General features: G+C 71.9%; 16 protein-coding genes. 7 read left to right on the forward strand and 9 right to left on the reverse strand.

What is annotated here, in order from left to right:
- Positions 1-203 precede the first annotated feature (203 nt).
- From ACFY2Q_RS21155 to ACFY2Q_RS21170, 4 genes are all read left to right on the forward strand, one after another.
- Entirely contained in the window at positions 204-2,117 is a 1,914-nt protein-coding gene (locus ACFY2Q_RS21155; protein WP_387132712.1) for a glycerophosphodiester phosphodiesterase family protein, read from the forward strand.
- Between the two features lie 90 nt (positions 2,118-2,207).
- On the forward strand, positions 2,208-2,588 hold the full coding sequence (locus ACFY2Q_RS21160; protein WP_387132714.1) for a YccF domain-containing protein: 381 nt from the start codon (positions 2,208-2,210) through the stop codon (positions 2,586-2,588).
- A 156-nt stretch (positions 2,589-2,744) separates the two neighbouring features.
- Positions 2,745-3,542, forward strand: coding sequence for an SAM-dependent methyltransferase (locus tag ACFY2Q_RS21165; protein WP_387132716.1), 798 nt, complete (start codon positions 2,745-2,747; stop codon positions 3,540-3,542).
- A 57-nt stretch (positions 3,543-3,599) separates the two neighbouring features.
- The gene (locus tag ACFY2Q_RS21170) at positions 3,600-4,526 is read left to right on the forward strand and encodes an acetamidase/formamidase family protein (RefSeq protein WP_387132719.1); all 927 of its coding nucleotides are present in this window, start codon (positions 3,600-3,602) and stop codon (positions 4,524-4,526) included.
- 26 nt (positions 4,527-4,552) lie between these two features.
- Here ACFY2Q_RS21170 and pdxY read toward each other — a convergent pair whose 3' ends face one another.
- The 7 genes from pdxY to ACFY2Q_RS21205 form a co-directional block, all read right to left on the reverse strand.
- Positions 4,553-5,404 (reverse strand): pyridoxal kinase PdxY, encoded by an 852-nt coding sequence (gene pdxY, locus ACFY2Q_RS21175; RefSeq protein WP_387132722.1) that lies wholly within the window; start codon positions 5,402-5,404, stop codon positions 4,553-4,555.
- A gap of 95 nt (positions 5,405-5,499) precedes the next feature.
- Positions 5,500-7,410, reverse strand: a complete 1,911-nt coding sequence (locus tag ACFY2Q_RS21180) for an ABC transporter ATP-binding protein (RefSeq protein ID WP_387132725.1) — start codon at positions 7,408-7,410, stop codon at positions 5,500-5,502.
- Positions 7,407-9,113: an ABC transporter transmembrane domain-containing protein gene (locus tag ACFY2Q_RS21185; protein ID WP_387132727.1), complete on the reverse strand. Its 1,707-nt coding sequence runs from the start codon at positions 9,111-9,113 to the stop codon at positions 7,407-7,409. The genes ACFY2Q_RS21180 and ACFY2Q_RS21185 overlap by 4 nt, the downstream gene beginning before the upstream one ends.
- 4 nt (positions 9,114-9,117) lie before the next feature.
- On the reverse strand, positions 9,118-9,966 hold the full coding sequence (locus ACFY2Q_RS21190) for an ABC transporter ATP-binding protein (protein ID WP_387132728.1): 849 nt from the start codon (positions 9,964-9,966) through the stop codon (positions 9,118-9,120).
- On the reverse strand, positions 9,963-10,997 hold the full coding sequence (locus ACFY2Q_RS21195) for a FecCD family ABC transporter permease (RefSeq protein WP_387132730.1): 1,035 nt from the start codon (positions 10,995-10,997) through the stop codon (positions 9,963-9,965). The genes ACFY2Q_RS21190 and ACFY2Q_RS21195 overlap by 4 nt, the downstream gene beginning before the upstream one ends.
- A complete protein-coding gene (locus ACFY2Q_RS21200) occupies positions 10,994-12,037 on the reverse strand; it encodes a FecCD family ABC transporter permease (RefSeq protein ID WP_387132732.1) in 1,044 nt (347 codons plus the stop codon). Before ACFY2Q_RS21200 ends, ACFY2Q_RS21195 begins: the two co-directional genes overlap by 4 nt.
- Positions 12,034-13,062, reverse strand: coding sequence for an iron-siderophore ABC transporter substrate-binding protein (locus ACFY2Q_RS21205; protein ID WP_387132735.1), 1,029 nt, complete (start codon positions 13,060-13,062; stop codon positions 12,034-12,036). Before ACFY2Q_RS21205 ends, ACFY2Q_RS21200 begins: the two co-directional genes overlap by 4 nt.
- 179 nt (positions 13,063-13,241) lie before the next feature.
- Between ACFY2Q_RS21205 and ACFY2Q_RS21210 the strand changes: the two genes are divergently transcribed.
- Positions 13,242-14,660: a WGR domain-containing protein gene (locus tag ACFY2Q_RS21210; protein WP_387132736.1), complete on the forward strand. Its 1,419-nt coding sequence runs from the start codon at positions 13,242-13,244 to the stop codon at positions 14,658-14,660.
- Between the two features lie 85 nt (positions 14,661-14,745).
- Here the strand turns inward: ACFY2Q_RS21210 and ACFY2Q_RS21215 are convergent, their stop codons facing one another.
- Positions 14,746-15,528 (reverse strand): S1 family peptidase, encoded by a 783-nt coding sequence (locus ACFY2Q_RS21215; RefSeq protein WP_387132738.1) that lies wholly within the window; start codon positions 15,526-15,528, stop codon positions 14,746-14,748.
- A gap of 166 nt (positions 15,529-15,694) precedes the next feature.
- Positions 15,695-16,636 (reverse strand): hypothetical protein, encoded by a 942-nt coding sequence (locus ACFY2Q_RS21220; protein WP_387132740.1) that lies wholly within the window; start codon positions 16,634-16,636, stop codon positions 15,695-15,697.
- Positions 16,637-16,911: 275 nt separating this feature from the next.
- Here ACFY2Q_RS21220 and ACFY2Q_RS21225 point away from each other — a divergent pair, with 275 nt between their 5' ends.
- Positions 16,912-17,892, forward strand: a complete 981-nt coding sequence (locus ACFY2Q_RS21225; protein WP_387132742.1) for an ATP-binding cassette domain-containing protein — start codon at positions 16,912-16,914, stop codon at positions 17,890-17,892.
- Positions 17,889-18,716, forward strand: a complete 828-nt coding sequence (locus ACFY2Q_RS21230; protein ID WP_387132744.1) for an ABC transporter permease — start codon at positions 17,889-17,891, stop codon at positions 18,714-18,716. The genes ACFY2Q_RS21225 and ACFY2Q_RS21230 overlap by 4 nt, the downstream gene beginning before the upstream one ends.
- Position 18,717: the final 1 nt, after the last annotated feature.

The raw sequence follows: 18,717 nt of genomic DNA on the forward strand, positions 1-18,717 counted from the left end.
TGGCAGATGTTTCCGGCAGACCCCTTGCCGTGTCAATGGGTTGACCGAAAGGAAACCTAACGGCTTGCCCCATGTGGACGTCAGCGCCTCACCGGCCGCCCGCGGCGGGCTGCCGGGCTGATCGAGCGCGCTACACCGGGTGTTCCGCCGACGGCCACACTCGATTGATCATCGGTTCGGATGCGCTTCGTACCGTTCCGGCCATGACTGTCCTACCCGCATCATCCTCGCCCGGCCGCGCGCCGCGGTTCGTCGCCGTGCGCGCCCGGGCCGCCGCGGCCGTCGCCGCCCTCGCCGTCACCGGCGGCGCCGTCGCGATGGCCGTGGCGACCTCGCCGCCCGCCACCGCCATGCCGGGCGCCGTCGTCGTCTCGGAGAGCTTCTCCGCCGGGTCGCTGCCCGCCGGCTGGAACGCGGTCGACGGCACCTGGAAGGTCGAGAACGGCCGGTTGTACGGCACCTCGGCCAGTTCCGGCGAGAACAACAAGATCACGTTCGGTCGGCACCTGAACGACTTCCGCCTCGAGGCGACCATGCGGTTCGAGTCGGTGTCGGCGGCCACCCGCTGGGCGTCGCTCGGCATCGACGTACCGGCCAACGGCGCCACCCCGTGGTGGATCGCCACCATGCGCAGTGGCACTACCGCCGCCAACGGTCTCGAATTCGCCCAGCGGACCACCGGCAACGCATGGGTCGTGACGAACACCGCGTCCGCCCCGTACGCCGCCGGCACCGGCCGGGACGTGCGCGTCGCGGTGGAGGTGCACGGCAACCAGGCCCGCTGGATCTTCGACGGGCGGGAGGCGATGCGCACGAGCAGCCTCCAGCGTTCCGCCAACGGCGTCCAGGGGCTCTTCGTCAACGGCGCCACCGTCTCGTACGACGACGTCACCGTCACCGAACTGCCCGCGAACGGCTACCTCCGCCCCGAGGGCAGCCCACTTACCGTGATCGCGCACCGCGGCGCGTCCGCCGCCGCGCCGGAGAACACCCTTGTGGCGCAGGAGATCGCGCGCAGGGGCGGCGCCGACTGGATCGAGAACGACGTCCAGCCGAGCAAGGACGGCATCCCGTTCATCCTGCACGACGGCACGGTCGACCGGACCACCGACGGAACGGGCAACATCCGCGACCTGACCGCCGCTCAGATCAAGGCGCTCGACGCCGGTTCCTGGTTCGGCCCGCAGTACGTGGGTGAGCGGGTACCCACCCTGGCCGAGCAACTCGCCGACCTGCGTACTCGCGGTGGCAACCTGTTGGTGGAGATCAAGGGCCGGCACACCCGCGACGAGGTCGCGACGATCATCCGGGTGATCCGGGACCAGCAGATGATGGGCCGGGTCTTCATCCAGAGCTTCGAGGTCGACGCCCTGAGGTACACCTACGAGATCGCCCCCGAACTCTCGCTCGGCCTGCTCCGCAGCAGCCTCGACGCCGACCCGGTGGCGATCTCGAAGGAGCTGCACCTGACCGCGTACAACCCGGACGGCAACGCGCTGCTGGCCAAGCCGGAGGTCGTCGCGCCGCTGCACGCCGCCGGCGTCGCCGTGATGGCCTGGACGATGGACTCCGCCGGTCTGTGGCAGCGGCTGGAGCGGATCGGCGCTGACGCGGTCATCACCAACCGCCCGTCCGAGCTGGTCGGCTGGAACTCGGCCTTCCTGCAACGGCCCGACACGGTGCCGACCGTGGCGATCACCTCGCCGGCCGACGGTGCGCGTCTGGACCGGGCCCAGTCCCCGGTGATCGCGGTCGCCGCCACCAACGCGGACACGGTCACCGTCACCCTCGACGGCACGACGACGGCGGTCGGGCGTGAGCTGGACCTGGCCAAGCTGACCGCGGGCAAACACACGATCCGCGCCGAGGTGACCGGTCCCGCGGGCACCGCGACCGTGACCAGCACCTTCACCGTGACGGCGAGCCAGGCAAGCCTCGGCTACCTGATCCTCACCTCCGGCGCCCAGCCCGGAGCCCTCACCGCGATGACCACCCACGTGGCGCACGGCCAGTACGACCAGCTGGCCACGTACGCCGACCGGCAGGCGGGCAGGCTCGTGCCTGCGGAGGTCGCCAGCGTCATCGCCGCCGACGCGCGGGCTCTCGCGCTGAGGTAGCCCGCGGCACCACCGGGAGTCCCCGCCATCGGCCCGGATGGCGGGGGCTCCCCTCACTCCCGGGTGGCGAGCGTCGCTCATGATTGGGGGGTGATTCGCTTCGTGCTCAACGTGCTCTGGCTCATCTTCGGTGGCGGCATCGTGCTGGCGTTCGGCTACGGCCTCGCCGCGCTTATCTGTTTCGTCCTTGTCGTCACCATCCCGTTCGGTGTCGCGTCGCTACGCCTGGCCGTCTACTCGCTGTGGCCCTTCGGCCGCACCCTGGTGCCCAAGCCGGGCGCGGGGGTCGGCTCGGGGCTGGCGAACGTGCTGTGGGTGGTCCTGGCGGGCTGGTGGCTCGCCCTGTCCCACATCGTCGCCGGCATCGCCCTCTGCGTCACGATCATCGGCATCCCGTTCGGCATCGCCAACTTCAAGCTCGTCCCGGCCGCCTTCTGGCCGCTGGGACGCGAGGTGGTCGACGCGCCCTGACCGCCCGCCGGGCCGGCGAGTTGATCGAGGCGGCCCGTCGTGTCCCGACGGGCCGCCCGGGGCCCGCCCGCAGCGTCGATAGTGGACAATCCGTGGTGCGATCCCGATCCGCCGCGGTGGTGACCGCCACCGACGACCCGTCGATAGGAGCCTGGCATGGCCGGCCCGGATGCCGAACTCACCGCGAAGCTTCAGCCCGACGTGCCGCACGCGGCGCGGATCTGGAACTACTGGATGGGTGGCAAGGACAACTTCCAGTCCGACCGGGCGGCCGGCGACGCCGTGGCGGAGGTCTACCCCGAGATCGTCGTGATGGCGCAGCAGTCCCGCGGGTTCCTGGTGCGGACCGTGCGCTACCTGGCCGCCGAGGCGGGCATCCGGCAGTTCCTGGACATCGGCACCGGCCTGCCCTCCATGCAGAACACCCACGCGGTCGCCCAGGGCATCGCGCCCGAGTCGCGGATCGTCTACGTCGACAATGATCCGATGGTTCTCGTGCACGCCCGGGCGCTGCTGTCCAGCACGACGTCGCAGGGCGTCACCACGTACGTGCCGGCCGACTACCACGACCCGGAGAAGATCCTCGTCGAGGCCGCGCAGACGCTCGACTTCGACAAGCCGATCGCCGTGATGTACATGGGCGTGCTCGGCTACGAGCCGGACCTGGAGGTGGTGCGGTCGATAATCGGGCGGACGATGGGCGCGACCGCCTCCGGCAGCCACCTGGTCTTCTGGGATGGCACCAACACCAGCCCGTCGGTGGTCGCCGGGGCGCAGCGGCTGGCCGACAACGGCGGTGTCCCGTACATCCTGCGCAGCCCGGAGGATCTCGCCAGCTGCTTCGCGGGGCTGACGATTGTGGACCCCGGTCTGGTGCCGATCCCGCTGTGGCGTCCGGACGACGCCGACGCGAAGGGAATCGACGCCTACGGCGCGGTGGCCCGCAAGCCCTGACCGCCGCCGGCCCCGGGGTCCCTGTCCCTTCCGGATCACGGGACGTAGCCTGCTCGGATGCGACACACCCTCACTCCCGGCGACGACACCCTGCACGGTCACTTCCGGGCGGACGCCACGCCGGTGCTCACCGTCGACCCCGGCGACACCGTCACCTATCGCACCCTGGACTGCTGGTGGTCGGCCGGCCCGTACCCGGGTGGGCCCAACCGGGACCGGCCCCGGGTCCCGCAGCGCCAGCCCGACGACGGGCACGCGCTGATCGGCCCGGTCGCGGTCCGCGGCGCTCGGGCCGGCCAGACCCTTGAGGTACGCCTCGACGCCATCATTCCCGGCACCTGGGGAACGACTGTGGCCGGTGGTTGGCAGAGCGGCTTCAACAAGCGTTACGGCGTCGAGGAGGAGGGGGTGGTGCACGCCTGGGAGCTGGACCCGGCGTCGATGACGGGCCGCAACCAGTCCGGCCACACGGTGGCGCTGCGCCCGTTCATGGGAGTGCTCGGCATGCCGCCGGCCGAGCCGGGACGCCACTCGACGATCCCGCCCCGAGCGTGCGGCGGCAACCTGGACTGCAAGGACCTGACGGCGGGCAGCACGCTGCTGCTGCCGATCCCTGTCGACGGGGCGCTGTTCTCGGTCGGGGACGGGCACGCCGCGCAGGGCGACGGGGAGGTCGGCGGCACCGCGATCGAGTGCCCGATGGACGAGGTCACACTGACCCTCGACGTACGCGACGACTTCCCGGTGACCGGCCCGGTGGCCCGCACCGCGGACGCCTGGTTGACGCTTGGCGTCGGCGCGTCCCTCGACGACGCCACGTTCATGGCTCTCGACTCGATGCTGACCCTGATGCAGCGGCTGCACGGCCTCAGTCGCCCGGAGGCGGTGGCGCTGGCGAGCGTCCTTGTCGACGTACGGGTGACGCAGATCGTCAACGAAACCGTCGGCGCGCACGCGGTGCTGCGCCACGACGCCCTCCGCTGACCGCCCGTCGAGATCGGGGGTCTGGGTCAGCGGAGGCGGCGGGCGGCGAACCGCGCCGGCGGCACGGCGATCGCCTCCTGCGCGGCGATCAACTGGATCTCCCGGGTGCCCGCCGCGAGTGTCGCTTCGAGGACGGCGAAGACGGAGGCGATTGTGTGCTCCAGGGCCGTCGCGGGTGAACGGGTCGTCCACAGGTGCGCGAGGTACAGCGCCGCCGTGACGTCGCCTCCGCCGTTCGGGTTGATCGGCAGCAGCGGGGTGGTCACCGCCCAGGCGCCCTCGTCCGAGACGGCCACCACCTCCAGGGAGCCCTCCGGCACGTCGCCGTGCAGGACGCTTGTGACCAGGACGTGCCGGGGCCCTGTCGCGCGGACGACGTCGACCGCCTCCAGCACCTGCGGCAGCGAGTTCGTCGTGCGCCCGGCGAGGAAGTCCAGCTCGAAGTGGTTAGGTGTGATGATGTCGGCGCGCGGCACGACGGTGTCGCGCAGGTACTCCGGGATGCCGGGCCGGACGAACATCCCGCGCCCGGCGTCGCCCATCACCGGGTCGCAGCAGTAGACCGCGTTCGGGTTGGCGGCCTTCACCCGGTCCACCGCCGCCAGGATCACCGCGCCCATGGCCGGGTCACCCTGGTAGCCCGACAGGACGGCGTCGGCGCTGCCGAGCACCTCACGGTCCGCGATGCCGGCGATCACGTCGGCCACGTCCTCCGGCGCCAGCATCGGCCCGCGCCACGCGCCGTAGCCGGTGTGGTTGGAGAAGTGGACCGTCAGGACCGGCCACACCTCGTGCCCGAGCCGTTGCAGGGGGAAGACGGCCGCCGAGTTGCCGACGTGACCGTAGGCGACCGACGACTGGATGGACAGGATCTTCACCGGCCCATCATGGCGGTTGCCGCCGGTGCCGCACGCCCGGCCCGCCGGATCTGTCGAATGACACACGTCGGGCCGCGCGGAGCGGGCTGGCTCGCCTACACGTCGTGGTGGACGTACTCCTGGCTCTGGCGCTCCTTCGGGACCACGAGGTCGGGCGTGCTCCAGGACCGCCACAGCTGGCTGTAGCCTCCCCCTGCCGCCAGCAACTCCTCATGGGTGCCCTGCTCGGCGACGCGCCCGTGCTCCAGCACGACGACGCGGTCCGCGGTGGCCGCCTGGCTGAGTCGGTGGGCGACGATAAGTGTCGTACGGCCCTCGGTGGCCGCCACGGCGGCACGGTCGAGGTCCCGCGCGCCCGCGCTGCCGGCCTCCGCTGTGGCCTCGTCGAGGATCGCGACGGAGGGGTCGGCGAGGACGAGGCGGGCGAGGGCGAGTTGTTGGGCCTGGGCGGCGGTGAGGTGCCGCCCGCCCTCCCCCACGGCGGTGTCGAGGCCGTCCGGCAGGGTACGCAGCCAGGACGTGGCGCCGACGAGGTCGAGCGCGGATGCCATCTCGGCGTCGGTGGCGTCCGGGTCGGCGAGGCGCAGGTCGTCCCGCAGCGGCCCGGCGAAGACGTGCACCTCCTGGCTGATCAGGGCGATCTCCCGACGGACCCGGTGCTCACCCAGATGCGTCAGGGGCACGCCGCGCAGGCGTACCGATCCGTCGGCGGGCGCGATGATGCCTGCGGTGATGCCGGCGAGCGTGCTCTTGCCCGCTCCGCTCGCTCCGACGAGGGCGACGCGTTCGCCGGGCGCGAGGCGCAGGGCGATGTCCTGCAGGACGACGGGGCCGTCGTCGTAACGGTGCCCGCCGATGATCACCTCAAGCGCCGGCTCGGCCGCCGCCCCGGAGGCCTCGGATCGGGCGGGCTCGGCTCGGTGCCGGCGGACCTGGGCCGGGCCGCGTCGGTCACGGACGCCGGATCGGGCGGGTTCGGAGCCGTCGGAGGTGGCCGGCAGTGACGTGACGCCGACGAGCCGGGCGAGGCTCGCCCCGGCCTGCAACACGGAGTCCGACTGAAGCAGCAGCAGGCCGATCGGGTTGAACAGCCTGTGGAAGTAGAGCGCGGCGGTGGTGGCGGCACCCACCGTGGACAGGCCGTCGCGCACCAGCAGGAAGCCGACGAGCAGCACGGCGGCGAGCCCCACGAACTCCGACCTGTTGATCCGCAGGCCGAATCGTGTGTGCAGGCTGAAGATCTCCAACGACAGGTCGCGGGCGATCGCGGAACGATCGGCGATGCGGGCGACGTGGGCGTCCTCCATCCGGTACGCCCGCACTGTCGCCGCGCCGCGCAGCGCCCCGGCCATGGCCTGTGCCCGCTCGCCGGTCGCCACCCGCTCACGCGCGTAGTACGGAACCGACCGCTTGAGGTACCAGCGCAGCGCCACCGCGTACGCCGGTGCTGCCGCCAGCCCGGCGAGACCGAGCCGCCAGTCGAGGACGAACAGCCCCGCCGCGGTCAGCACGATCGACAGCAGCGCACCGAGAAAGGTGGGGCCGCTTGTGGTGATCACGTTCGTCACCACTGCCACGTCGTCGCCGGCCCGGGCGATCAGGTCCCCGGTCCCGGCCCGTTCCAGGGTGGCCGAGGGCAGGTGCAGTGCGCGGTCGAGGACCCGTTCCCGCAGCCGCGCGAGAACTGTCTCGCCGAGGCGGGCGGCGACCGCGGCACCGGCGGCGGTGAGCAGGCCGGCGAGCACCGCGGCGCCCGCGATCACACCCGCCCAGGCCACGATCCGTTCCGTGCCGGAGCCGTCGATGACGTCGTCGACGAGCCGGCCGAGCACCCAGGGGGCGACGAGCCCGGTCGCGGACGCGGCGACGAGCAGCGTGACGGCGATGGCGCTGAGCCCGGGCAGCCGGGCGAACTCGGCGCGCAGGGCGGCCCAGGTCTGCCCGGCGGTGGCCGTCGGCAGCAGTCGCCGGGATTGCGTGTCGGTGGTGGTCGGCTCGTCGGTCACCGCAGGACCTCCTCCCGGTAGCGGGCGTCGCTGGCGAGCAACTGGTCGTGCGGGCCCTCGGCGATGACCCGCCCACCGTCGATCACGGCCACCCGGTGGGTGACGCGCAGCAGGGCCGGACTGTTGGTGATGAGCACAGTGCCCCGGCCGGCCGCCGTCCGGGCGCCGGCGAGGCCTTCGGCGAGCTGCACCTCGGTCACCGCGTCGACAGCCGTGGTCGGGTTGTGCAGCACCAGCACCGGCGGGTCGGCGACGAGTGCCCGGGCGAGCCCGATCCGCTGTCGTTGCCCGCCGGACAGGTTCGCGCCCCGCTCGGTGAGCACGCGGTCGATGCCATGCGGGTGCGCGGCCAGCACGTCCTGCGCCGCGGCGGCCCGCACGGCGGCGTGCAGGACGGTCTCGTCGACGCTGGCCCCGGCGGCGAGGTTGGCGCGCAGCGTCCCCTCGAACAGCGCCACGTCGTGCTGCTCGACGAGGACCGCGCCGCGGACGGCGTCGATGTCCAACTCCTCGGCGGGCACGCCGTCGACGTACACCGTGCCCTGGTAATCCTCGCGGGGCACCCGGCCGGACAGCAGCGCGACAAGCGCCTCGGCCTCGCTCGGGTCGTAGGCCAGCACACCGAGGACCTCACCCGCGTTCACCTGCACGCAGACGCCGTCGAGCCCGGCGTACCCGACCTTGTCGAGGGTGAGCCGCGCCGGGCTCGGCGCGGGCTGCCCGGCGGTGCCCGGCCGGGTCAGCGGGGCGGCGCCGAGGATCCGGGCGACCCGTCCCGCCGACGCGCGTGCCATGGCGAACAACTGCACGCAGTAGCCGAGTGTCTGCACGGGTTCGGCGACGAACTGGGCCAGCCCGACGACGGCGACCAGCTCACCGATGGTGAGCCGGCCCTGCAAGGCGAGCCAGCCGGCGACGCCGGCGACCGCCGCGAGGAAGAGACCGTTGACCATTGTGGTGAGGCCGAGGTGCAGGCCCTTGGTGGTGGCGGCCCGCAGTGTGACGTCCAGGGCGTGGCCGCTGGCCACCGCGTACTGGCGTGCGGCGTGATGTTGCGCGCCGATGCCGCGCAGCACCCGCAGGCCCGTGACGAGATCGACGGCGAGCGCGGTCGTCGCGGCGAGAGCCTCCTGCTGGGACGCGCTGCGCCGGGTGAGCAGCGGCGCCATCCGTTGCAGCAGGACGACCACCAGGGGTACGCCGAGGAGCACCCCGAGCCCGAGCGGAACGTCCACGACGAGCAGCGCGACGGCCGCGACGACGATCGCGGTGACCGCCGCGGCGCACATCCCCGCGACCCGCACCACGAGCGCGGACAACTCGGCGTCGGAGGCGGTGACGGCCAGCAGGTCGCCGTCGCGCATGCCGGAGCGGTGTCCGCGCGGGTCCAGGGCGCTTGTGGCGATCTCGACCCGGACGGCGTGTGCCTCCCTCTCCACTGCGGCGTAGGTGAGGCGGGCGCCGGAGCGGTAGGCGTAGGCCAGAACTGTGAACAGGACGGCAAGACCGGCGAGCGAGAGCAGCAGCGCGGGCACGTCCCCGGTGGCCACCGCACGGTCGATGATCACGCCGATGGCGACCGGGACGAGGGCCTCGGCGGCCTGGTGGGTGCAGAGCAGCGCGGTGCCGCCCAGCACCCGGCCACGTTGACGGCGCAGGGCGCGGCGCAGCACCACACCGCCGGTGATCTCCTGGACTGCCATCGCGTCAGGCGCCGGCGAGCGGGGCTAGGGCGTCGCCGGCTCGGCCCGCGGACGGGATGACGTGGTGGCGGCCGATCGGCAGCATGAGCGGCTTCTCCGACGTCGGATCAATGATGACCTGGCTTTCCAGACCGAACACGGCGCGGACGCACTCCTGAGTCAGGACCTGCGTCGGCTCCCCCGCGGCGTGCAGCTTACCGGCGGCCAGCGCGATGAGGTGATCCGCGTACCGGGCGGCGAGGTTGAGGTCGTGCAGCACCATGACGATTGTCGTCCCACGCGTCTTGTTGAGGTCGGTGAGCAGGTCGAGCACCTCGACCTGGTGGCTGACGTCGAGGAACGTCGTCGGCTCGTCGAGCAGCAGCAGGTCCGTCTGCTGGGCCAGGGCCATGGCGATCCAAACCCGCTGCCGCTGGCCGCCGGAGAGTTCGTCGACCGAGCGGTCGGCGAGGTCCGCGGTCTGTGTCGCGTCCAGGGCCGCCGCCACCGCGGCGTCGTCCTCCCTGCTCCACCGCGAGAGCACGCGCTGGTGCGGGTTGCGCCCGCGTCCGACCAGGTCGGCCACGGTGATGCCCTCGGGTGCCGTGGGTGACTGGGGAAGCAGGCCGAGGGTACGGGCCAACTGCTTGGCCGGCAGCCGGTGCACCTCTTTGCCGTCGAGCAGGACGTGGCCGGCGCGCGGCGCGAGAAGGCGCGACATCGACCGCAGCAGCGTCGACTTGCCGCACGCGTTCGCGCCGACGATCGCCGTGATTTTTCCGGGCGGCACGACGAGGTCGAGTGAGGAGATGACGACGCGGTCCTTGTAGCCGAGCATGAGACTCTCGACCGCGAGCGTATGAGTGGTTGTCACAGCGAGCCTCCCGCGCGGTTCGTCCGGATGAGCAGGTAGATGAGGTACGGGGCGCCGAGCACACCTGTGACGACACCCACCGGGTAGCGCGTGTCGAAGGCGAACTGGCCGACGAAGTCCGCGACGAGCACCAGCAGGGCGCCGACAAGCGCGGACGGCACCAGCAGCGAGCCGGCCGGGCCGATGAGTCGGGCGGCGATCGGCCCGGACAGGAAGGCCACGAAGGCGATCGGCCCGGTCGCCGCGGTGGCGAAGGCGATCAGGCCGACGGCCGCGACGATGACCAGGATCCGGGTGCGTTCGAGGCGGACCCCGAGCGCCGCCGCCGTGTCGTCACCCAGCTGCATCGTGGACAGGTTGCGGGCCTGGCTCAGCAGCACCGGCGCCAGGACTGCCACGGCGAGGGCCACCGGAGCGGCCTGCCTCCAGGTCGCGCCGTTGAGGCTGCCGGTGAGCCAGCGCAGAGCCTCCTGCAGGTCCCACTCGGCGGCCTGGGTCAGGACGTACGCGGTCAGGCTGTCGAGCATCGCGGCCATGCCGATGCCGATGAGGACGAGGCGGGTGCCGGCGACACCGTCCTTGAACGACAGCAGGTAGATGACGAGCGCCACCGCCAGCCCGGCGACGATCGCGAAGGCGGACACCCCCGCCTCGCCGAGGTTCAGCATCACGATCGCGAAGGCGGCCGCGGCGCTCGCGCCGGAGCTGATGCCGATCATGTCGGGGCTCGCGAGGGGGTTGCGCAGCATCGTCTGGAAGGTGACGCCGCCGAGCCCGAAGCAGGCCCCGGCCAGGATCGCGAGGACAGCCCTCGGCAGGCGGAGCGTGCCCACGGTGAAGGAAGCCCCTGCGACGTCCTCGCCGGCGATCACCGCCAGGACGTCGGCCGGTGGGTAGAAGGTGCGCCCCGCCATCAGCGAGCCGGCGAACGCCGCGACGACGAGCACGGCGAGGAGGGCGAGGACGCCACGGCGTCGACGCGTACGCCGTGTCCGTCCGTGGGTGACGGCCGTCAGAGTCGCAGTGCTCACAGCTCGCGTACCTTCTGCCGGCGGACGATGTAGATGAAGAACGGGGCGCCGATCAGCGCCGTCACGATGCCCACGTCGATCTCCGCCGGGCGGGCCACCACCCGGCCGACGACGTCGGCGGCGGTCAGCAACGACGCGCCCAGCAGCGCGGAGAACGGCAGCAGCCACCTGTGGTCGAGCCCGATGAGCAGGCGGCACACGTGCGGCACGACGAGACCGACGAACCCGATGGGTCCGGCGACCGCCGTGGCGGCGCCACACAGCAGCACCGAACCGGCGCCCGCGACGCCCCGCACCACGGCGACCCGCTCGCCGAGCCCCGCCGCGAGGTCGTCACCGAGGGCCAGCGAGTTCAGGGCCCGGCCCGACAGGAGGCAGACCACGAGACCCACGGCCAGGAACGGCAGGGCGTGCCGGATGCTGTCGTAGGTGGCACCGCCGACCCCGCCGATCTGCCACGACCGGAAGTTGCCGGCGACATCGTTGCGGGGCAGCACGAAGGCGCTGATCAGCGACGCCAGCGCGGCGGAGGTGGCGGCGCCCGCGAGCGCGAGTTTGAGCGGTGTCGCGCCGCCGCGCCCGAGGGAGCCGACGGCGTACACGAAGACCGCCGCCAGGCCGGCGCCGAGGATCGCCACCCACAGGTAGCTGGTCGGCGCGGACAGGCCGAACAGGACCATGCCGGTGACCACCGCGAGCGACGCCCCCATGTTCACGCCCAGGATCCCGGGGTCGGCAAGCGGGTTGCGGGTCACGCCCTGCATCACCGCGCCGGCCAGGCCGAGCGCCGCGCCGACGAGCACGGCGAGCAGGGTGCGCGGGATCCGTTTGGTGACGGCGGCCTGCTCCATGGTGTCGTCCACGCCCTGGAACGCGGCGACGATGTCGGACAGGCCGACGCTGCGGGAGCCGAGCGCGACCGACGCCGCCATGAGCGCCAGCAGCACCGCGATGGCGACGAGAAACCAGAGCAGGCGTACCCGTGCCGGACGCCGCACCTCGGCGGCGTCCGGCACGACACGCGTGTCAAGCGTGGTCATGACAGCTGGTCGGCAGCCTTCGCGAGCATCGCGACGTAGTCGTCAAGCACGAACGGGATGGCCAGCGGGGTGGGGTTCGCGGCGGTGCCGAGCGGGGTGGCGCCGGAGAGCATGACCACCGAGCCACGCTTGATCGCGGGGATCTTCGACAGCAGCGGGTCGGCCTGCGCGGCGGCGAGGAGCTTGTCGTCACCGTAGGCGACGATGATGTCCACGTCGTTGAAGACCTGGATCTGCTCGGCGCTCTGGCTCAGGCTGAACTTGTCGGTGCCTGCGGAGAGGGTGGCGATGCTCGCCGGCACCTTCAGGCCGAGGTCAGCGAAGAACTGGGCCCGGGTGTCGTGCGTCGTGTAGAAGCCGATCTTGCTCAGGTCGGTGGGGTCGATGTGCGTCATGAACATCGCCGACTTCCCGGCCAACTGCGGGTACTTCCCGGCGGCGTCGGTCATCTGCTTCTCGATGTCGGCGATGAGCGCGTCGCCCTCCTTGGCGAGGCCGAGGGCCTGGCTCTCCAGCTTGATCGTGTCGCGCCACGCCGTGGCCCAGGGTGCCTCGGGGTAGGCGACGACCGGGGCGATCTTGCTGAGGGTGTCGTAGTCCTGCGCCGTCAGGCCCGAGTACGCGGCGAGGATGACGTCCGGCCGGGTGTCCGCGACGGCCTCGAAGTTGATGCCGTCGTTCTCGTCGAACAGCACCGGCGCGGTCCCGCCGAGCGTCTTGAGCTTCTCGGCGACCCACGGCAGGACGCCGTCGCCGTCGTCGTCGCCGAAGTTGGCCTTCGCCATGCCCACGGGGACGATGCCGAGGGCGAGGGGAACCTCGTGGTTGGCCCAGGCCACTGTCGCGACCCGCTTGGGCTGCTCCTTGATCGTCGTGGTGCCGAGCGCGTGCTTGATCGTGATCGGGAAAGCGGCGGAACTGCCGGCGGCGGAGGTGTCCTCCGGCTCGGTCGAGTCGCCACAGGCGGCCAGCGCCAATGTCGCGGCCAGGGCGACGAACCCGGCCAGGAAGCGGTGTGAGCGCATGCGTCTAGACTCCAATTGCTTGGTGAGGGAAGGCTAACCTAACACAGCAATGTGAGCCGATCTCACTGACTCCCTTACCCTCGGTGACCATCGATCTTGTCGGGGGTGCCGGTTAGCCTGTGGGCACTGTCGCCGCGCCGGCCACGTCGAGCCGGTCGCTGACCCCCTCGGAGGCCCCCATGTCCCAGGAGACGACTTACCTCGAACTGTCCGAAGTGGACGGTGCGCACAAGTTCTACGAGGTCGCCGTCGACGACGCCACGCTGACCGTGCGCTACGGCCGGATCGGCGACCAGGGGCAGACAAAGGCCAGCGCCTATCCGGACAACGCCCGCGCCCGGGCGGCCGCGGCGAAGAAGATCGGGGAAAAGGTCCGCAAGGGGTACGCCCCGGCGATCCCCGGCGTCCGGCCGAAGCGCACCGTCTCCCGCCGGCAGATCGTCAGCACCCGATCCACCGCGCGCACCGCCCCGGTGCTGTGGCGCTACGACTCCGGCGCCCCGGCCTTCGGCATCTTCGTCGACGGGCAGCACTGCATGGTGGGCAACGAGCACGGGGTGATCACCACAGTCGGCCACGATGCCCAGGTGCGCGGCCAGGTCCGCCTCCCGGACGGGGTGAAGTGCATCGTCGCCGACGACTCCTGGGTCTACGCCGGTTGCGACGACGGCAACGTCTACGACCTCTCCGGCAAGGTGCCCCGTGTGGCGTACGCGATCGCACCGGAGATCGACATCTACTGGCTGGACATCCACGACGGCGTCCTGGGCGTCTCGGACGCCGACGGCGGGATCGCCGCCATCGACCACGAGGACGAGTTCCTGTGGCGCCGACCCGGGCGAGGCCGCGCGGCCTGGATGGTGCGCTGCGACACCGACGCGGTCTACCACGGCCACTCCCAGGGTGTGACCGGCTACGACTGGCGCACCGGCCGCGAACTGTGGCACACCCGGACGGGCTCGGTGCTCTTCGGCTGGCAGGAGCACGGCAGTGTGTTCGCCGGGACGGGCACCCGCGAGGTGGTGCGGCTGGCCAAGGACGGCCGGGTCGAGCGCAGTTACCGGTGCGACGCCCCGGTCTTCTCCTGCGCCACCGCCGAGGGCGGTCGGTACGTCTTCGCCGGCGACAGCCAGTCCTCGATCTACTGCTTCGACGCGGCGGGCACCCGGCTGTGGAAGCTCGGCACCGGCTGCGGTTCGGCGTACTCGATGCAGTTCCGCGACGACAGGCTCTACGTCGTCACCACTGGCGGCCATCTGGCGTGCATCGACGCCAGCGAGCCGGCGATCCGGTCGGCACAGGTCGGTGACGTGCCGCAGGTGTTGGACGTCAAGGCGCCCCGCGAGGCGCCGCGGACGGTGGAGCCGATGCTCGTCGAGGTGACGAGCGACGCCGGTGCGGGCGTGGTGGTGCAGTGCCTGAACGACAGCGGGCGGCTTCGGGTGCAGGTGCTCTCCGACGGCTACCGGCGTGACTGGTCTGTGCAGTTCCCCAAGGGCATCCGCGAGCCGGGCGCCCGCTACCTGGTGACCGAGGTCCGCGAGTCCGGCCGAGGCGGGTTCTACCGCGCGTACGGCGACATCCGTCGGCTGCGCTGAGCCGGTGCGCGGCACCCGGCCCGCCCGGCTCTCGACGAGGGCGGCCCGGACGCTCGCCGTCCGGGCCGCCCGATCGGTCGTACGCTCAGCCGCCGAGGCTCGCCGCGGCCGAGGCGATCGACGAGGCAAAGTAGCTCACCTGGGTGTAGACACCCGGGTAGTTGGGTCGGGCGCAGCCATTGCCCCAGCTGACGATGCCGACCTGGATCCAGGCGTTTGCGGCGTCGCGGCGGAACATCGGGCCACCGGAGTCTCCCTGGCAGGTGTCCACCCCGCCGCTGGCATAGCCGGCGCAGATCTCCTGGGCGGCGATGACGTCACCGCGGTAGTAGGAGTTGCAGGTGGAGTCGCTGACGAACGGGACGCTCGCCTTGAGCAGGTACCGCTGCTGGGCGCCGCCCTCGCGTGCGGCACCCCAGCCGGCGACGGTGAAGGTGCCGCTGTCGTACGCGGTGGTGGTGGCGATCTTCAGCGTGCTCAGCCCGGTGACGGGGGTCGCCAACCGGATCAGCGCCCAGTCCCGGCCGTTGCCGTTGTAGCCGGGCGCCCGGTAGACGTAGTTCGACCGGACGGTGATCCGGCTGGACGACTGGAGGTCGACGGTGCCGAGCGTCGCGGTGATGCTGGTGTTGGTGCCCGTGGCGCCCACACAGTGCGCGGCGGTGAGCACCAGTTGCGGGCTGTAGAGGGAGCCGCCGCAGCCCATCGAGAGCCGCACCATGAACGGGAACTCCCCCTGGGCGGCGCGGCTGCCACCGACGACGTTCGGCGTGATCGGGCTGTCGGCCGCCGCCGGGGCGGCGAGGGTGAGGCTGGCCGCGGCCAGCGCGGCGGCCAACAGGCCGGTGAGGGTACGCCAGCGAACCATGCATTCCTCCGCATCGGGACGGCACGCCTCGTGAGCGCACCCCATTCGAGATAGCGGTCATCATATTGAGACACATGGATATTCTGCGCCATCCTCTCTGGGTCGTACCCCGGCGTTATGACACCGTCCGGCGCCGCAACGGGCACCGCCGGGCCGGTGTCCGGGCTCACCGGGGAAAGGACTCCTGGCCGGCCAGTACGACCAGTTCCTCGGCGCGGGCCGACAGCGGCGCTGTCGCCCCGTCGAGCCACACCAGATAGCCCGCCGGCGGACCCGGCGCACCCCACCTGGCGCCGACGATCGTGGCCAACCGAGCCTCGTCCGGCCCGGTGAGCAGGCGTACCCGGGTGCCCGGCGCATGTCCGTCGTCGGCGACGATGCGCAGCGCGTCGAGGATCTGCCGGACACCGGCGATCGGCAGGCCCTGGACCTCCGGCTCACCCGCGTACCCAACACGCGGCGTCATCATCGCGCGGACGTGCGCGGTCTGCCGGATCGCTTCCTGGCGGATCCGCCGGTCCGCGCCGCGTTCGGCGATGGCCAGCGCCTCCTCGATGACCGACCAGAGCATCAGCGGCTCCCGGTCGAGCAGCCTGCGGGCCTCGCGGTCGACTTCGGCGCAGGCCGTGTCGAGCGCGGTGTCCTCGCCCAGCTCCGCGATCCAGGCGAGGTCGCCCACGTCGGGCAGCAGCCCTGGCGACTCGACCGCCACCACGAGGTACACCATCGCGAGCAGGTCCTCGCGGCCCTCGCCGTGGTAGAGCGCGCCCACACCTGTGCCCGCGCGCCCACGGCTGGGCGGGAAGCGCTCGGCGAGGTGCCGGGCGCGGCCGTCCGGCAGCACCGAGGCTCGCCGCGTGTCCGCCACCCGTTCCTGGAACGAACGCCGCTCACGGCGTTCGACGAGCAGCTGACGGTGTGGGTCGAAGCCGATCGGATAGATCGTCCGCCCGTACGTGGAGAGGGTCTCGCCGGGTTGCAGACCGACCGACTCGATGTGCCGGGCGGCCACAGAGTAGGCGACGCCGGCGCGGGCAGCCTGCTCGCGGATCGCGCGCTTACGGGCACGGCCCGGGGTCGGGGTGCGACGGGGGTTGTGATCAGACATGGCGCCTCCGGTGCAGCCCCACGCACTCCACCGAACAGGCGGCGTGGTCGGCACGCCGGACTTCGCCACGACGGCGCGGAGTCGGAGACTCTTGGCCCCAGCATGCGGTCGGGCGTGGGCCACCACATCGGGCGCTGGCAGGCGCTCTGCCGTGGCCAGCATATCGCGAACCGCGCTGTCAGCCGCCCCGCCCGCGCCCCGGTGTCAGGTCGTGTCGGTGGTCGTGTCGGCGGCGTGTCGGCGGGGTGTCAGGCGACCCGCGCACGCTCTGGGGCATGACAGTTGACCTGATGATCGAGGCCGAGGGCCTCGTCAAGGCATTCGGGAAGACGAGGGCGTTGCAGGGCGTGGACCTCGCCGTCCCTCGGGGCACGGTGCTCGGGGTGCTCGGCCCCAACGGCGCCGGCAAGACCACCGCCGTCCGCATCCTCTCCACGCTCCTGACCCCGGACGCCGGAACCGCCCGGATCGGCGGCTTCGACGTGGTCCGCGACGCCGAGCGGGTCCGGCAGAGCATCGGCCTCACCGGCCAGTACGCCTCGGTCGACGAGGACCTGACCGGGCGGCAGAACCTGGAGTTGTTCGGCACGCTGCTGGAGTTGGGGCGCACCGGCGCACGGCGGCGGGCCGCCGAACTGCTCGACTGGTTCGACCTGACCGACGCCGCGAACCGGCAGGCCAAGACGTACTCCGGTGGTATGCGGCGACGGTTGGACCTGGCCGCCAGCCTGGTCGGCTCCCCCGACGTGATCTTCCTGGACGAGCCGACGACAGGCCTCGACCCCGCCAAGCGCGAGGACATGTGGGGCGTGGTCCGGTCGCTTGTGGCGAACGGCTCGACGGTGCTGCTGACCACGCAGTACCTGGAGGAGGCCGACGCGCTCGCCGACGCGATCACGGTGATCGACCACGGGCGTGTCATCGCGCACGACACACCCGAAGGGCTCAAGCGGGTGGTGGGCGGCCAGACGCTCGAGGTCCGGCCGAGCGACCCCGCGCACCTGCCCCGGATCGCGGCGATCCTGTCCGAGGTCGGCTCCGGCGCGCAGGCCGACGAGATCCGCAAGGGTGTCCTGGCGGTGCCGGTCGCCGACGACGCGGCCCTGACCGAGAGCGTCGCGCGGTTCGCCACCGCCGGCATCGCGGTCACCGAACTCTCCCTGCACCTGCCGAGCCTCGACGAGGTGTTCTTCACCCTCACCGGGCGTACGGCATCCGACGACGACACCACCGACCGCACGGAGGTCGCAGCATGAGCACACTTGTCGACGCAGCACCCCCGGCGGGGCCGGCGTTCTCGACGGCCGCGCCGCGACCGCGCCCGTTCCGGCTCCTGCGGCACTCCCTGGCGCTTGCCAAGCGGAGCCTCATCAAGACCTGGCGTACGCCCGAGGCGCTCGTCGACGTCACGCTGCAACCGGTGCTGTTCCTGATCATCTTCGTGTACATCTTCGGCGGCGCGGTCGCCGGATCGACCCACGACTACCTGCAGTTCCTGCTGCCCGGCATCCTGGCGCAGACCATCGCCACGGGTGCCATCGCGATCGGCGTCAACCTCAACACCGACATCGCCAAGGGCATCTTCGACAGGTTCCGCTCACTGCCGATCCCCCGCTCCGCTCCCCTGGTGGGCGCGGTCCTGGGCGACGTCGTCCGGTACGTGATCGTCACGGCCACGACCCTCGGAATCGGTTACCTGATGGGCTTCCGGATCGACACCGACGTCTTCCGGGCGCTCGCCGGATGTCTGCTCGCTGTGCTGTTCGCGCTCTGCCTGAGCTGGCTGCCGGTCTACGTGTCGATGAAGGTGCGCACCCCGGGTGCCGTGCAGGGCCTGATGTTCGCCCTGATCATGCCGCTGAGCTTCGCGTCGAACGTGTTCGTCAGCGCCGACACCCTGCCGGGCTGGATGCGGGCGTTCGTGGACGTCAACCCGATGACCCACCTGGTGGCATCGGTACGCGGGCTGTTCCTCGGCACCCCGCTGGGGTCGCACGTGTGGTGGACACTCGCCTGGTGCGCGGGCTTCGTGGCGGTGTTCATGCCGCTGGCGCTGCGCGCGTACCGCAGAAAGATCTGAC

The organism is Micromonospora sp. NPDC000316 (assembly GCF_042898885.1).
Lineage (GTDB): Bacteria > Actinomycetota > Actinomycetes > Mycobacteriales > Micromonosporaceae > Micromonospora.

Excerpts from the sequence above, each read along its gene's own strand:
- ACFY2Q_RS21155 (WP_387132712.1), top strand. The coding sequence starts at position 204 with ATGACTGTCCTACCCGCATCATCCTCGCCCGGCCGCGCGCCGCGGTTC.
- ACFY2Q_RS21165 (WP_387132716.1), top strand. The coding sequence starts at position 2,745 with ATGGCCGGCCCGGATGCCGAACTCACCGCGAAGCTTCAGCCCGACGTG.
- ACFY2Q_RS21170 (WP_387132719.1), top strand. The coding sequence starts at position 3,600 with ATGCGACACACCCTCACTCCCGGCGACGACACCCTGCACGGTCACTTC.
- ACFY2Q_RS21185 (WP_387132727.1), bottom strand. The coding sequence starts at position 9,113 with ATGGCAGTCCAGGAGATCACCGGCGGTGTGGTGCTGCGCCGCGCCCTG.
- ACFY2Q_RS21200 (WP_387132732.1), bottom strand. The coding sequence starts at position 12,037 with ATGACCACGCTTGACACGCGTGTCGTGCCGGACGCCGCCGAGGTGCGG.
- ACFY2Q_RS21205 (WP_387132735.1), bottom strand. The coding sequence starts at position 13,062 with ATGCGCTCACACCGCTTCCTGGCCGGGTTCGTCGCCCTGGCCGCGACA.
- ACFY2Q_RS21210 (WP_387132736.1), top strand. The coding sequence starts at position 13,242 with ATGTCCCAGGAGACGACTTACCTCGAACTGTCCGAAGTGGACGGTGCG.
- ACFY2Q_RS21215 (WP_387132738.1), bottom strand. The coding sequence starts at position 15,528 with ATGGTTCGCTGGCGTACCCTCACCGGCCTGTTGGCCGCCGCGCTGGCC.
- ACFY2Q_RS21220 (WP_387132740.1), bottom strand. The coding sequence starts at position 16,636 with ATGTCTGATCACAACCCCCGTCGCACCCCGACCCCGGGCCGTGCCCGT.
- ACFY2Q_RS21225 (WP_387132742.1), top strand. The coding sequence starts at position 16,912 with ATGACAGTTGACCTGATGATCGAGGCCGAGGGCCTCGTCAAGGCATTC.
- ACFY2Q_RS21230 (WP_387132744.1), top strand. The coding sequence starts at position 17,889 with ATGAGCACACTTGTCGACGCAGCACCCCCGGCGGGGCCGGCGTTCTCG.